The 13627-nt window shown below is 40.0% G+C and carries 15 protein-coding genes; 9 read left to right on the forward strand and 6 right to left on the reverse strand.

What is annotated here, in order from left to right; translation table 11 throughout:
• Positions 1–200: 200 nt before the first annotated feature.
• The 4 genes from HC725_RS12545 to HC725_RS12560 all read left to right on the forward strand — a co-directional run bounded on the left by HC725_RS12545 (position 201) and on the right by HC725_RS12560 (position 2441).
• The gene (locus HC725_RS12545; RefSeq protein WP_203219079.1) at positions 201–443 is read left to right on the forward strand and encodes a hypothetical protein; all 243 of its coding nucleotides are present in this window, start codon (positions 201–203) and stop codon (positions 441–443) included.
• A 136-nt stretch (positions 444–579) separates the two neighbouring features.
• The gene (gene blaPSE, locus HC725_RS12550; RefSeq protein ID WP_190332167.1) at positions 580–1446 is read left to right on the forward strand and encodes a PSE family carbenicillin-hydrolyzing class A beta-lactamase; all 867 of its coding nucleotides are present in this window, start codon (positions 580–582) and stop codon (positions 1444–1446) included.
• Positions 1447–1603: 157 nt separating this feature from the next.
• Entirely contained in the window at positions 1604–1954 is a 351-nt protein-coding gene (locus HC725_RS12555) for a VOC family protein (protein ID WP_190332168.1), read from the forward strand.
• Positions 1955–2048: 94 nt separating this feature from the next.
• The gene (locus HC725_RS12560; protein ID WP_190332169.1) at positions 2049–2441 is read left to right on the forward strand and encodes a GFA family protein; all 393 of its coding nucleotides are present in this window, start codon (positions 2049–2051) and stop codon (positions 2439–2441) included.
• A gap of 190 nt (positions 2442–2631) precedes the next feature.
• Here HC725_RS12560 and HC725_RS12565 read toward each other — a convergent pair whose 3' ends face one another.
• From HC725_RS12565 to HC725_RS12585, 5 genes are all read right to left on the reverse strand, one after another.
• Complete coding sequence (locus tag HC725_RS12565) at positions 2632–3642, reverse strand: LacI family DNA-binding transcriptional regulator (RefSeq protein WP_190332170.1); 1011 nt, start codon at positions 3640–3642, stop codon at positions 2632–2634.
• A 113-nt stretch (positions 3643–3755) separates the two neighbouring features.
• A complete protein-coding gene (locus tag HC725_RS12570; RefSeq protein ID WP_190332171.1) occupies positions 3756–4103 on the reverse strand; it encodes a PTS lactose/cellobiose transporter subunit IIA in 348 nt (115 codons plus the stop codon).
• Between the two features lie 54 nt (positions 4104–4157).
• The gene (locus tag HC725_RS12575) at positions 4158–5567 is read right to left on the reverse strand and encodes a GH1 family beta-glucosidase (RefSeq protein ID WP_190332172.1); all 1410 of its coding nucleotides are present in this window, start codon (positions 5565–5567) and stop codon (positions 4158–4160) included.
• An 86-nt stretch (positions 5568–5653) separates the two neighbouring features.
• A complete protein-coding gene (locus HC725_RS12580) occupies positions 5654–5959 on the reverse strand; it encodes a PTS sugar transporter subunit IIB (RefSeq protein WP_190332173.1) in 306 nt (101 codons plus the stop codon).
• A gap of 69 nt (positions 5960–6028) precedes the next feature.
• Entirely contained in the window at positions 6029–7390 is a 1362-nt protein-coding gene (locus HC725_RS12585) for a PTS sugar transporter subunit IIC (RefSeq protein ID WP_190332174.1), read from the reverse strand.
• 487 nt (positions 7391–7877) lie between these two features.
• On the opposite strand from HC725_RS12585, the gene kduI reads away from it, so the two are divergent.
• The 5 genes from kduI to HC725_RS12610 all read left to right on the forward strand — a co-directional run bounded on the left by kduI (position 7878) and on the right by HC725_RS12610 (position 12545).
• The gene (gene kduI / locus HC725_RS12590; protein ID WP_190332175.1) at positions 7878–8717 is read left to right on the forward strand and encodes a 5-dehydro-4-deoxy-D-glucuronate isomerase; all 840 of its coding nucleotides are present in this window, start codon (positions 7878–7880) and stop codon (positions 8715–8717) included.
• A gap of 39 nt (positions 8718–8756) precedes the next feature.
• Positions 8757–9746, forward strand: coding sequence for a TRAP transporter substrate-binding protein (locus HC725_RS12595; protein WP_190332176.1), 990 nt, complete (start codon positions 8757–8759; stop codon positions 9744–9746).
• A 57-nt stretch (positions 9747–9803) separates the two neighbouring features.
• The gene (locus tag HC725_RS12600) at positions 9804–10331 is read left to right on the forward strand and encodes a TRAP transporter small permease (RefSeq protein WP_190332177.1); all 528 of its coding nucleotides are present in this window, start codon (positions 9804–9806) and stop codon (positions 10329–10331) included.
• 11 nt (positions 10332–10342) lie between these two features.
• On the forward strand, positions 10343–11650 hold the full coding sequence (locus HC725_RS12605) for a TRAP transporter large permease (RefSeq protein WP_190332178.1): 1308 nt from the start codon (positions 10343–10345) through the stop codon (positions 11648–11650).
• A 124-nt stretch (positions 11651–11774) separates the two neighbouring features.
• Positions 11775–12545: an IclR family transcriptional regulator gene (locus tag HC725_RS12610; protein ID WP_190332179.1), complete on the forward strand. Its 771-nt coding sequence runs from the start codon at positions 11775–11777 to the stop codon at positions 12543–12545.
• Between the two features lie 55 nt (positions 12546–12600).
• On the opposite strand, the gene HC725_RS12615 is transcribed toward HC725_RS12610, so the two are convergent.
• Entirely contained in the window at positions 12601–13548 is a 948-nt protein-coding gene (locus HC725_RS12615; RefSeq protein ID WP_190332180.1) for a DMT family transporter, read from the reverse strand.
• Between the last annotated feature and the right edge of the window lie 79 nt (positions 13549–13627).

Raw genomic sequence — 13627 nt, forward strand, 5'->3', positions numbered from 1 at the left:
AGCTCAGACCCCATCAATATAATGGTGGGTTAACACCCAATAAATCAGAACAGCTTTATTGGAAAAACTCTAAAACTGTGGCCAATTTTAGTTGACCACTACAATCTGATAAGAAAAACAAAGGCAAAGATAAAAGCGCTTTCGCAACTAGCACCATGCTAACTCTAGAGTATAGACGCCACGGTTTTAAACTTGCCCTAATGGCAAATGACTCTGTTGTGAAAGCTTACAATAATTTAATGCAGTACCTCTACAACATGGAAGAGGCTCAAACATCAGGTGAAATGGACTTTCTCAAAGATATGATGGAGCTGTTAGGTAATTTTCTCATAGAGATTCGTAAGAGCATGGGCAATGAAGCCACAAAATTAGATTTTTGGGATATGTGTGAGTGGTGGATGTCCGATACTAGAAAAATTAAAGATGGCACGTACAGCGTATAACAAGGCAATGAAAATAGCCCACAAAAAACGTGGGCGGGACTCGCTAACGCTCGCCTTTTATTGCGGCGTTAGCCTTATTTGAATACTTCACACTCTGATATAAGATGTAAGCCAATCGAAATGATGAGGTTATTACATGAAGCTTTTACTGGTATTTTTGCTTTTAATACCGTCTATGGTGTTTGCAAATAGTTCAAAATTTCAACTGGTTGAACAAGATGCTAAGGTAATTGAAGCTTCTCTTTCTGCGCATATAGGGATTTCTGTTCTTGATACTCAAACTGGAGAATATTGGGATTACAATGGTAATCAGCGTTTTCCTTTAACAAGTACTTTTAAAACAATAGCTTGTGCTAAATTACTGTATGATGCCGAGCAAGGGGAAATAAACCCTAAGAGTACAGTTGAGATCAAAAAAGCAGATCTTGTGACCTATTCTCCCGTAATAGAAAAGCAAGTAGGGCAAGCAATAACGCTCGATGATGCATGTTTTGCAACTATGACGACAAGTGATAATGCAGCAGCAAATATCATCCTAAATGCCCTAGGAGGTCCTGAAAGCGTGACGGATTTCCTGAGACAAATCGGAGACAAAGAAACTCGTCTAGACCGTATTGAGCCTGAATTAAATGAAGGCAAGCTTGGTGATTTTAGGGATACGACAACTCCTAAGGCAATAGTGAATACTTTAAATGAATTATTATTTGGTTCCACATTGTCTCAAGATGGCCAAAAAAAATTAGAGTATTGGATGGTGAATAATCAAGTCACTGGTAATTTATTGCGGTCAGTACTGCCAGTGGGATGGAATATTGCAGATCGCTCAGGTGCTGGCGGATTTGGTGCTCGAAGTATTACAGCCGTTGTTTGGAGTGAAGATCAATCCCCAATCATAGTTAGTATTTATCTAGCACAAACAAAGGCTTCAATAGCAGATCGAAATGATGCAATTGTTAAAGTTGGTCGTTCAATTTTTAAAGTTTATTCATCACAATCGCGTTGATAATGCTAACAAACGCTTCAAGAGGGACAGCCAACGCGTGGCATTTTTACTATGCGTTGGTTTTGGTGTTTAAGTGCAATGCAGCAGCTTGGTCATTTCGTGCTTCACCCCTTAAGTGGACGTTATAGCGCAAAGCTCATATCCTGAGGCTCGCCCAATGAAAGTAAAACGAATCGTTTCAAATATAGATGCATCAAATCCAGAGGATGCAAAAGCATTCTATGAGTCTATTTTTGGTCTTGAGCTTGTTATGGATCACGGATGGATTAAAACCTATAGTTCAGGTGAAGAAGTGACTACACAAATTAGTGTGGCATCTGAGGGTGGTTCAGGGACTTCTGTGCCAGACCTGTCCATAGAAGTGGATGATCTTGATACGGTTCTAAATAGAATTAAAGCTGGAAATATTGAAATTGAGTATGGCCCAGTATCGGAACCTTGGGGAGTTCGTAGATTTTATATTCGTGACCCATTTGGTACGCTAATCAACGTGCTTCAACATGAATAGCGTCAATAATTGCCTATAACAAATAGCAGCACCGGACTCGCTAACGCTCACTCGGTGAGCTAGGCGTTAAAACATCAAACACTAAGGAAATAGAATGCTGAATGGATCATGCTATTGTCGAATAGTGAAATATGAGGTAGCTGATGAATTTGAGTATGCCTTAAATTGCCATTGCTCTAACTGTCGCAGAACCACTGGATCAGCCTTCAAGCCGTTTGCTGGAATCCGAACAGAAAAGCTTAGCATTGTTTGCGGAGCTGATAAGTTGCTTGTATACGGTGATAACAAAACTAACAATACACATTGTAAGATTTGCGGATCTCTTATCTATTCATTGGTTCGAGACGGTGAATATGTGCATGTTCCGCTTGGGACATTGTTGGACAATCCCTCAATTAAGCCAGCCGCGCATATTTTTGTCGGGTCAAAGGCGCCATGGTTCGAGATCACTGATGGCTTACCGCAGTTTGAAGAATTTGCTCCTTGAGTTAGTAATGCATAAGTCTCACTAATTTTCCGCTTATGTAAGTGAGATACCTTTTTCGTAAATATTGAGTTTCAGTTAAGGAAAATAGAAACTTCTTTTTCATACCGCGTAATTGGTAATTGGCTACACCGAGGTAGTCCAAATACCTTGTTTCGCTCGTAAGTTCTAACGGGGAATTGGAATCTAGTGTCTATTTCATTGCTCTCACAGAATTACGAATAATTAATTTACTTTTTAATATTTCAGTACTTGGCGTCAGTGATTTTCCAGAGGATAAGGTCAGCGCTTTTTCCATAGCGAGAGTGGTGACTTGGTGAATCGGAATATCGATGGTGGTGAGTTCTGGGGTGAAGAATGTGCCGATCTCTTCATTATCAATCCCAATAACAGAAACCTCTTCAGGCACTTCAATATTGGCCTCTTTTAAGGCTTTAATTGCACCAATCGCGAGCTCATCATTAAAGCAAAAAATGGCACTAAATGGCTGACTAGCTCTATTTTTAATCAAGGCTTTGCATGCGTTATAGCCATCGTGCAATTTCCCCGATGTTTCCATTAACAATCTTTGGTCGAACAAAATTTGGTGTTTAGATAAAGTTTCGGTTGCAGCTTGTAAGCGAGTTCGGCCAGTTTGCGTATCTAATGATAGAGTGATGATGGCAATGTCTTTATGGTGTTGTTCCACTAAATAATTAATGGCAAGCTCTGCGGCGTGATACTGATCGAATGCCACGGCATGACCAAGCCCATCGGGTAGACTCCGATTAATGACCACTAAGGGAACAGAAATAGATTGTTGTAGTTCAAGGTAATCTTGTGTACTCATGGTGCGACTATAAATAATAATCACATCGCATTTTCTAGCGTCTAACGCATGAACTGCTTCAATTTCGCGTTCAATTTCATTATGCCCGTCGGTAACAATTAGCTGTTTCCCGGCTTCGTAGCTAATACGTGTTGCTTCTTTTAATAGGATACCAAAGTAGTAGCCATCAAAAAAAGAGACGACTAAACCTATGCTGTTTGAGCTATTGGTTGCAAGCGCTTGAGCTAAGCTGTTTGGTTTGTAATTCAGATCTTTCATGGCTTGAAAGATGGCATTTCTGGTGGATTCCTTAACCTGACCTTTACTGTTGATCACCCGAGAGACGGTCGCTTTTGATACACCAGCAAGCTTACTTACATCATTAATAGTGGCCATAGTCTTCTCGTATTTTGGTGTTATTGATTACTATCGTCTAAACGATGGGATCGAAAAATAAAAGGATCGTGCTGAGTAGCTCGATCCTAGAATATTGGTATTTAATAGCAACCTTAAAGTGATTGATTTTGTATCGTTCTGTGAAGGTGGATCAGTTCTTCAATCAATTCTCGAGCTAGCATTGCCGTCATAATATGGTCTTGTGCATGTACCATAATGAGGTTAACGGGTACTTTGCCTTCACCTTCATCTAAACCAATAAGGCCGGTTTGTACGTCGTGAGCACGTTTGGATGCCTCAGACGCTTGAGATAAACAAGCATCTACTTTCTCCCATTCCCCTTTTTTGGCGGCAAATAGAGCTTCCATGGAGCAAGATTTTGATTCTCCTGCGTTAATAATCAGCTCCATTACGGCAGATTCTAGTGCTTCACCACTAAGTACATCTTGGCTGTTTGACATAATGTTCTCTTTATATTCGGTTTAAGGTGTTTCTGAGATATTGAATTTCACAGCTTATAAATCTTCGCCACGAGATTGAATGATCTCGCGATACCAATGGAAAGAAGCTTTCTTTTTTCGGGCTAGATTGTTGTTGTGATCAACATAAATAAAACCATATTGTTTTTTATAGCCATTTAACCAACTGAGCAGATCAATCGCCGACCATGCGAAATAACCTTTAATGTGCACACCGTGTTGAATCGCTTGTTTGACGGCACTTAAATGCTCAGCAATATAGTCAATTCGAGCGATATCGCGCACATCTCCATCAATGATTGGGTCTTCATCGCCTAAGCCATTTTCAGTGATAAATAGTTTGATTTGACCGTAGTGTTGTTTGAGCATCTTCAAGCCATCGACAAAACCGTCTGGGGATATTTCCCAGCCCCATTTGGTATAGCGTTTATCATCCATCATTACACTGCGATAAACATGGTCAAAGCTTGGTTTTCCTGGCCGACCGGTTGCATTTTCACGATTTAGATCAAAAGAAGCGATAGGGCCGATTAGTTTCTCGACTCGAACGGGTTGATAGTAATTTAACCCCATGAAGTCATTGAGTGGTGCGGCTTGCTTTAAAATATTGAGTTCTTGTTGAGTCCAGTTCGGTAAGTAGCCTTGGCTCTCTAAACGATCAACCACATACTGTGGATATTCACCTAATAAAATAGGATCGTAATACCAGTTCATTTGATATTGATTCGCGTGATTGGCGGCAAAAATATTGTCTTCATGTTCATCAATTGGAAAAGCTGGTGAGAACACATTGCTTAATCCGATTTCCCCAAATTGATTGAGTTCCTTATAGGCGATCACGGCCAAAGCATGCGCATAGAACACATAATGTGTCGCTTGGAAATATTTATTGGGATCGTTTTGAATGCCCGGAGGATGCGCACCTTCTAAGTAACCGTGCCCACAAAATACAATGGTTTCATTAAATGTGATGAAATGTTTAACACGATCCCCGAAAGCGTTAAAACAAGTTTTGGCGTAAGTTAGGAAGGCTTCTGCAGTGGCTTTATTTAACCAGCCGCCTGCTTTTTCAAGTGGTAAAGGAAGATCCCAATGATAAAGCGTGATGAAAGGGACGATGCCATGCTTCAAGCATTCATCAATGATATTGTTATAAAAATCGATGCCTTTTTGGTTGATCTCACCCGTGCCTTCAGGATAAATACGCGCCCATGAGATAGAGAAGCGATAAGACTCTAAGCCCATTTCTGCCATTAATGCGATGTCTTCTTTATAGCGATGATAATGATCGACCGCGACATCACCATTGGTTCCTTCAAAGGTTTTTCCGGGAATTTTACTGAATTCATCCCAGTTAGTTGGACCTTTACCATCTTCGTTCCATGCACCTTCAATTTGATATGAAGCGGTGGCTGCACCAAATAAAAAATCGTTTGCAAACTTCATGTTATTGTCCGTTTGTTTGTTAACTGAATTTGGGGTAGTAGTTCCCCAATGCTATTTGAGCATTGAGGAAAATGACGAAAGGAGTCTTAATTCATGAGCTTCAAGGTATCGTCGAGAATTTTCTCACCTTTCAACATGCCGTAATCCATCATATCGATGACTTCTACACGCTTGCCCACCGTATCGGCGATTTTCTGAAATTCGGCTTGTTTAAAGCGAATTTGTGGCCCAAGTAAGAAAATATCGTAGCTGTTTAGATGCTCTTGGAATGTTTCAGCCCCATAAGCTTGTACTTCGACTTCTATTCCTTTGGCTTGTGCTGAGGCTTGCATTTTTTTGACCACCATGGAGGTCGACATGCCAGCGTTACAAAGTAATAATATTTTTTTCATATTTAATTCCTTTTCTCTATGTCAGTTCTGATGTTGTTACTGAGACAAATCACAGCACCTGCAAGCTATCTAGGCTGATTCTGCCGCTATTTTGATACCTTGTTCTTCCTGTTCTTCTTGAGCACCACTTTCTTTCTCTTGAGACAGAGCTAATTTGTCTTGGTATCTAAAGAATGGGTAGTACACCGCCACGGTCATTGCACACACTGCGACTTGAAGTGTTGCCGCGCTCCAACCACCGATGATGAATCCACCCAATATAATTGGTGTGGTCCAAGGCACCTGAATCGCGCTGAATGGGCCAACTAGACCAACATCAATGGATAGATAAACCATCGTGACGGAGAGCATTGGTGCCAGTAAGAAAGGCACTAACATTATTGGATTAAAGATGATTGGTGTCGCAAAAATAACGGGTTCGTTAATATTAAATAGACCTGGAATTACCGCAATTTTACCGATTTGTTTCATTTGCACAGAGCGTGAAAATAACAGCATACAAATCACCAAACCAAAGGTAAGGCCAGCACCGCCAACCGTAATGTATTGATCAATGAATTGTTGGGTAACAATTTTTGCATTTTCACCGGCGACTAATGTGCCACCTGCATTGAGAACGTCTTGATTTTGCAATGCGTTAGCCACAAAAATAGGGCCCATGATGCCACTGATAATCGCCGTACCATGCACACCACACCACCATAGTAATGAAATGATCATTGCGACAATAAGGGCTCCAAAATAAGAATCAGATAAGTTTTGGAGCGGGGTTTGAATAAGGAAGTAAATGGTTTCAATGAAGGTTTTATCGAACACTACTTCAAAGAAAATATAGGTTAAGAAAGCGAGGACGACGATAACGAAACCTGGAATCAATGATTTAAAGGCATTAGATACACCTTCAGGTACTTGCTCAGGCAACTTAATCACCCAGTTTCTTTCAAGGGAGGTAGCATAAATCTTACCTACGATCAGACCAATAACAATGGCACCAATCATTCCTTTACCACCAAGATAGGCTTTCGGAATAACGCCACCGATTTGAGTTACGCCATCAGGTGCAAGAACAAAGGCTTTCATTACAATCAGAAAAGCAACAATGCCCAAAATGCCAGCATTGGCACCGTTGTGACCTTCATTTTTCACATAAGCATACGCAATACCAAATACGGCGATTAAGGCTAGGATATCAAACGTCGCTCCAACCACTTGGAATAATGGCGTTGCCCAAGCATCACCAAAAATACTCGACATGAAACTGCCATATCCCGGAATTGGCACAAAAGCAATAAGTAGGAATACCGAGCCAATAATGGTCAGTGGCATGGTGAGCAGAAAACCATCTTTAATGGCAGTGATTGGTTTTGATGTGACGACTTTAAGTACTTTCGGCAAGATGTTGTCGATAATACCGGTTGTTTTGTTATCCATTATTTCCCCCTGACTATGCAGTTTCTTATTATAGTTTTATCTATACCCGTTTTATTTGAAGCTGAAATTTCAATTAATTTGAGTATCTGTAGGTCATCCACACCTAAAATGTAACCGGTTACAGTAAGCGGTTACAGTTTCAATTTCATAAAGGTTGACTGCTTTCACATAAAGTAGAAGTTGAGCTAAATAAGCGTGGAAGAACTCTCAAAATTCGATGTGCTATGAATCAAGATCGGTGCGGTTTCATGGTGCAAAAAGAAAGTATTGAGTCAGTGAAAAAGATTTTGTGTACATTTCTTCCTCAAAAAGAGGCAGTTCCTCCATGTTTTGCACCTTTATTGTTCATTATTGATCTTGATCATATAAAGAAACATCGTTTCAAAAATAATATGAACTTTGATCACAGAATGGATTGTTCGTATATGAATGCTATTGTTTGTATATAAATAACGGTTACTCTGAGTACATTACTGAGGAGAACGACATGCACATTAATTACAACAGTAACCCTATCGATGCGAAGCAATATGACACCACTCGTTTACGTGATGAGTTCTTAACTGAAGACCTATTTAAGCCAAATGAGCTAACGATTGTTTATAGCCATATTGACCGTATTGTGGCGATGGGGGTTTGCCCAACCGATAAACCGTTAAAGCTTGATGATTTAGTGGAAAAGAAGGCATTCGGTACGGATTTTTTCTTAGAAAGACGTGAGCTAGGCATCTTAAATTTAGGCAGTAAAGCTGAAGTTCGTTGTAATGGTGTTTCTTATGTATTGGAACATTTAGATGTCGTTTATTTGGGTAAAGGCGAACAAGGTATTGAATTTATTTCACTCGATTCTGAATTGGAACCTGCCTTTTATTGCTTGAGTGCGCCTGCGCACCATACATATCCTTCTCGTATTATCCGTCGCTCTGAAGCTAAACAGGTGGATTTAGGCACGCAAGAAAATGCTAATGCACGTTTGATTACTCAGTATTTACATCCAGATGTACTGCCAACTTGTCAGCTTTGTATGGGGGTGACTCATCTAAAACCGGGCAGTGTATGGAATACCATGCCCGCGCATACGCATGAACGTCGTATGGAAGCGTATTTATATTTTAATGTTCAGCCATCGCAAGTGGTTTTCCACTTTATGGGTGAGCCGAAAGAAACTCGTCACATCGTGGTACGAAACAAACAACTAGTACTTTCACCTAGTTGGTCTATCCATTCTGGTTGCGGTACGCAGAATTATAGTTTTGTTTGGGGAATGGTCGGTGAAAACCAAACGTTTGATGATATGGATTTCATTGATATGGAAACCATTAAGTAATCGAATATTAAAATAATTATTCTCATGGAGATGAATAGTATGTTGAAAAATAAAACGTTAAAACTTGCGACTCTTGCAGCTGTCATTGGCGGCTCACTGGCTATGTCATCGGTGGCGAGTGCAGCGACTGAAATTAAAGCGGCATTTAACCAATCAAATAAGCACCCACAATACCTTGCGTTACAAGACTTCGGTAAAAAGTTAACGAAAGAAACAGATGGTCGTTATAAAGTTTCCATTTTTCCTAATGAACTATTAGGTGATCAACGTGCAGCATTAGAGCTAGTTCAAACGGGTTCGATTCAAATGGCCGTTGTGGCTAATCCATTAGTTGAAAATTACGATAAGACTTTCCGCGTGATCGGAATGCCATATATCTATTCAGGCCCTGAGCATCAAGAAAAAGTATTTACTTCTGGCATCTTAGATAATCTATTTGCATCAACTCAACGATTTGGTTTTGAAGTATTAACGGCCTATACCGCAGGTGCTCGCAGCATGTACACCAAAAGTGGCCCAGTAAAAAACATTGCCGATATGAAAGGCGAAAAAATTCGTGTGATGCAATCAGATACCATGATCAAAATGTTGTCATGCATGGGTGGGACAGGCGTTCCGATGGGGCAAGGTGAAGTATACAGTGCTGTGCAGCAAGGTGTTCTTGACGGTGCTGAAAACAATGAAATTACTTATTCTGACTTAAAACAATACGAAGTCGCGCCTTTCTTTTCGAGCACTCGCCATTTAATGGTGCCTGACTTAGTCGTCATCAGTACCGACTTCTTAGACACGATGTCAAAAGAAGACCAAGCGACACTGAGAAAATTGATCAAAGCAAGTACGGTGGAAGAATTTAATATTTGGAATCAGCAAATTTCTGCGGCAAAAGCCAATGCTAAATCCCATGGTGCAACGTTTACGGATGTTGATATCAAACCGTTCCAAGAAAGCTGTAAGAAGTTGCAAGATGAGTTAGTTGAAACTCCAGCGCAAAAAGATCTATACAACAAAGTGGTATCAATGCAGTAAACACAAAAAGGAAGTTGGGCATCGTAGTAGTGCCCAACTTTTTTGGGGCTAAGTGAAATGGTAAACAATCAATCTAACTTTCTAAAGAGAGTCAATCAGGTTAAATCTGCGGTCGATTTTATTGCTTCTTGGGCATGTATTACGATTGTCGGAGCAATGACTTTACTTGTTACTTATCAAGTGGTTTCGCGTTATTTATTTAATAGTCCAAGTGGTGTTAGTGAGGTGTTATCTCGCTATTTGTTTATTTGGTTGATCTTTTTTGGTAGCGCTTATGTGTTTGGTTTAAGAGAACACATGAGTATTTCTTTTATTAAAGATAAATTTTCACCAAAAATGAAAGTTATCGCCGATATGTTCATTGAATTGGTGGTTATAGTCTTTACATATTGCATCATGATTTTTGGTGGCTATAACACCGCAATGCGCCAAATGTGGCAATTAGATTCTGCATTACAAATCCCTATGGGGGTTATTTATTCTGCTATTCCGATTAGTGGGTTATGTATTTTATTTTATTTCATTTGTAACGAGATCAATCTATTTGCTCGTTTAAAAGAAATAAACCACGAATCTAATAAATAGGAGTGATTGATATGGATTTAGCAATTCTTGCCGCATTGATCATGTTTGGTGGTGTGGTTTTCTTCCTGATTATTGGTACGCCAATTAGTATTAGTGTTGGGATTTCATCTTTTGCTGCGATGCTGGTCATTTTGCCAATGAAAGGGGCGATGTTAACTTCGGCTCAACGTATGTTTGTGGGCCTTGACTCCTTTGCTTTACTGGCGATACCTTTCTTTATCCTTGCAGGTAATATTATGAATAACGGCGGGATCGCGATCCGCCTAATTAACTTCTCTAAAATTATCAGTGGCTTCTTTCCTGGATCTTTAGCGCAAACCAATGTGGTATCAAACATGTTGTTTGGTTCTATCAGTGGCTCTGGCGTGGCATCAGCGGCGGCGGTCGGTGGCATTATGTCACCAATTCAGAAGAAAGAAGGTTATGATCCGGCCTTTAGTACGGCAGTCAATATAGCTTCTGCGCCAACGGGAATGTTGATCCCACCAAGTAATACCTTGATTGTTTATGCAACGGTCGCCGGTAGTGTGTCTATCTCTGCTTTATTTATGGGCGGATATTTACCGGGTATTTTATGGGGGGTTGGCGTGATGATTGTGGCTGGCATTATGGCTAAACGTCGTGGTTATCTTGCGAAGCATCGAATGACACTGTCTGAATGTGGAAAAGTGGCGATTGATGCAATTCCAAGCTTATCTTTGATTGTGGTCGTTATTGGTGGAATTTTAGGTGGTATATTTACTGCTACAGAAGCCTCGGCGATTGCCGTAGTGTATTCATTATTCTTGAGCGGTTGCTATCGGTCTCTTGATTTTAAAACACTGCCACAGATATTCCTAAATACGGCAAAAATGTCGGCCATTGTTATCTTTATGCTAGCAACCTCCTCAATTATGTCTTGGGTAATGGCATTTACTCAAATTCCGGGGATGATCGCAGACAGTTTATTATCTTTAACTGATAACCCAATCATCATCTTATTGATCATCAATATCGTGTTGTTGTTCGTGGGAACCTTTATGGACCCAACGCCAGCTGTCTTGATCTTTACGCCTATCTTCCTACCGATTTGTATGGGATTAGGAATGGATCCAGTCCAGTTTGGTATTTTATTAGTGTTCAACTTGTCACTGGGTACGATTACCCCTCCTGTGGGGCCAATATTATTTACCGGCTGCAAAGTCAGTGGCATAAGTATCGATAGTGTAATTAAAACGCTGTTGCCATTTTTCTTTGTGATTTTCTTAGTCTTAATGATGGTGACTTACATTCCGGCTATTTCGATGGCAATTCCACAAGCGATGGGACTTGTGGGCTAATCATAGTTCCACGATATATAAAATGTGATTTAAGCCCCTCAACTCGAAAGAGAACATGTTTGGGGCTTTTTTCTATCTTGATGATAAGATTAATCAATGCATAGTCGATAAGCTTGGACGTAGAATGGAAATAAATAAGAAAACGGAATATCGAGCGCCTGCTTTAGAAAAAGGGTTGGAGATTTTAGAATTACTGGCACTTCAATCTGAGCCTCTTACCAAAAAACAAATCTCAGAACGGCTGAATCGCAGTGTGAATGAAATTTTTCGCATGTTGTCGGTGTTGGTTGAAAAACAATATATTCAATATGATGCAGACAGCTCGGGCTATGTATTAACCCTTAAAATGTTTGCCTTGTCGAACCAATCACCACCCGTGGCTATTTTACTAAAACGTGCGGTTTCATTAATGGAAGCGTTATGTTTGAAAGTAAATCAATCCTGCCATTTAAGTCGCTATAGTAATGGCGAATTAATTGTGATCGCTAGTCATGAAAGCCCGTATAAAATGGGTTTTAGTTTACGATTGGGAGCAAAGTTAGATATTTGTTCATCAGGTTCAGGGATTGTTTTATTAAGCTTTAGTGAAGAGTCACAACGAGAGATGATGATATCGCGTGAAGCAAATGCAACGAAAGAAGAAGTGAAGCACGCATTAGGGCAAATCGAGAAAACCAAACAGCAAGGTTATTATGTTGGTGAGAGTCCGCAAATATCCGGTGTGACCAATATTTCAGTGCCCATTTTTGGTGTGTTTGGTGAAATTATTGCGGTGGTAACCACGCCGTTTATGACGCTTAATTCTAAAACTGTCCATCACCATATTGCCGACTTAGAGAATACACGCAATGAGCTATTATCACTGGCATCACTGCTGCATCAGAATTTGTCTTAAGTTCGGGATAATCAGTTCGGATAAATAATATCCGAACTGATCTTGGCGTTTAGGTTTAAACTTTATATTCAACAGGTTTTCGGCGAACTCTCGTTACGAGGTAAATCCCACTACATACTAGAATTAATGCGGCGAGATTTTTCCATTCTAGAATATTTTCATTGAGGAATAAGGCCGATAGCAAGCTGCCAAATATAGGAATTAAGAAGTTAAAAATAGTGATCATGCCGACTGAGTTATACTTCAATAAAACACTCCACAACGCAAACGCGGCAGAAGATAACAGTGCTAAATAAATCATGAGTAAAGTAGATGATGAATCAAATTCACCACTGCTGCCACCAAAGCTAAATCCAATGACTAATAATAAAACACCGCCAATGCTTAGCTGCCAAGCTGTCATTAACATCGCATCCATTTTCTGTGACAATTTTTTGCCATAGATAGAAGCCGAAGCCAGTAAAAATGCCGCTAATACAATGGAACCTTCACCCGCTAAAGAGAAATGGAAATCAAGTAGAGATGAATCAAAGTTAACGATAAATACGCCTAAAAACCCAATTCCACACCCAAGTGCTTTCCTATGCGTTAGGCGATCATTTTGATAAATGAAGTGCGCAAGTAACACACTAAAAAATGTCCCTGTCGCATTCATGATGGATGCTTTTACGCCTGTCGTGTACGCCAACCCAATGTAGAAAAAGATATATTGCAGTGTGGTTTGAGTGAGTCCAAGTAGTGCAATTTGGCGAAATTTTTGAATAGTCATGCCAAACTTATGCTTGCCCATCACACGAGCAATAATAAGTAAAAATATACCAGCTAATAAAAAACGTTGCCCAGCAAACACCATTTGTGATGCGGTATCGTGTTGCCCAATTTCCAGTAAAGCATAGCCAGTTTTAATGGCGGGATAAGCGCTCCCCCAAAGAAAAGTACATAAAATCGCAAGGCCAAAAACAACTAATGGTCGGGTGAAAAATTCATTATTAGTGTGAGTCATGCTATATCCAAAAAAGTAAAAGAAAGGAATATTGGAAGGGGATTAATATAGCAAAATTAGAGCGGTATCTCGATGAGAA

The sequence above is a fragment of the Vibrio sp. S17_S38 genome (genome assembly GCF_014694375.1).
Classification (GTDB): domain Bacteria; phylum Pseudomonadota; class Gammaproteobacteria; order Enterobacterales; family Vibrionaceae; genus Vibrio.

Coding starts and splice junctions, on each gene's coding strand:
- HC725_RS12545 (WP_203219079.1), top strand. CDS start 201: ATGGCAAATGACTCTGTTGTGAAAGCTTACAATAATTTAATGCAGTAC.
- blaPSE (WP_190332167.1), top strand. CDS start 580: ATGAAGCTTTTACTGGTATTTTTGCTTTTAATACCGTCTATGGTGTTT.
- HC725_RS12555 (WP_190332168.1), top strand. CDS start 1,604: ATGAAAGTAAAACGAATCGTTTCAAATATAGATGCATCAAATCCAGAG.
- HC725_RS12560 (WP_190332169.1), top strand. CDS start 2,049: ATGCTGAATGGATCATGCTATTGTCGAATAGTGAAATATGAGGTAGCT.
- HC725_RS12565 (WP_190332170.1), bottom strand. CDS start 3,642: ATGGCCACTATTAATGATGTAAGTAAGCTTGCTGGTGTATCAAAAGCG.
- HC725_RS12570 (WP_190332171.1), bottom strand. CDS start 4,103: ATGTCAAACAGCCAAGATGTACTTAGTGGTGAAGCACTAGAATCTGCC.
- HC725_RS12575 (WP_190332172.1), bottom strand. CDS start 5,567: ATGAAGTTTGCAAACGATTTTTTATTTGGTGCAGCCACCGCTTCATAT.
- HC725_RS12580 (WP_190332173.1), bottom strand. CDS start 5,959: ATGAAAAAAATATTATTACTTTGTAACGCTGGCATGTCGACCTCCATG.
- HC725_RS12585 (WP_190332174.1), bottom strand. CDS start 7,390: ATGGATAACAAAACAACCGGTATTATCGACAACATCTTGCCGAAAGTA.
- kduI (WP_190332175.1), top strand. CDS start 7,878: ATGCACATTAATTACAACAGTAACCCTATCGATGCGAAGCAATATGAC.
- HC725_RS12595 (WP_190332176.1), top strand. CDS start 8,757: ATGTTGAAAAATAAAACGTTAAAACTTGCGACTCTTGCAGCTGTCATT.
- HC725_RS12600 (WP_190332177.1), top strand. CDS start 9,804: ATGGTAAACAATCAATCTAACTTTCTAAAGAGAGTCAATCAGGTTAAA.
- HC725_RS12605 (WP_190332178.1), top strand. CDS start 10,343: ATGGATTTAGCAATTCTTGCCGCATTGATCATGTTTGGTGGTGTGGTT.
- HC725_RS12610 (WP_190332179.1), top strand. CDS start 11,775: ATGGAAATAAATAAGAAAACGGAATATCGAGCGCCTGCTTTAGAAAAA.
- HC725_RS12615 (WP_190332180.1), bottom strand. CDS start 13,548: ATGACTCACACTAATAATGAATTTTTCACCCGACCATTAGTTGTTTTT.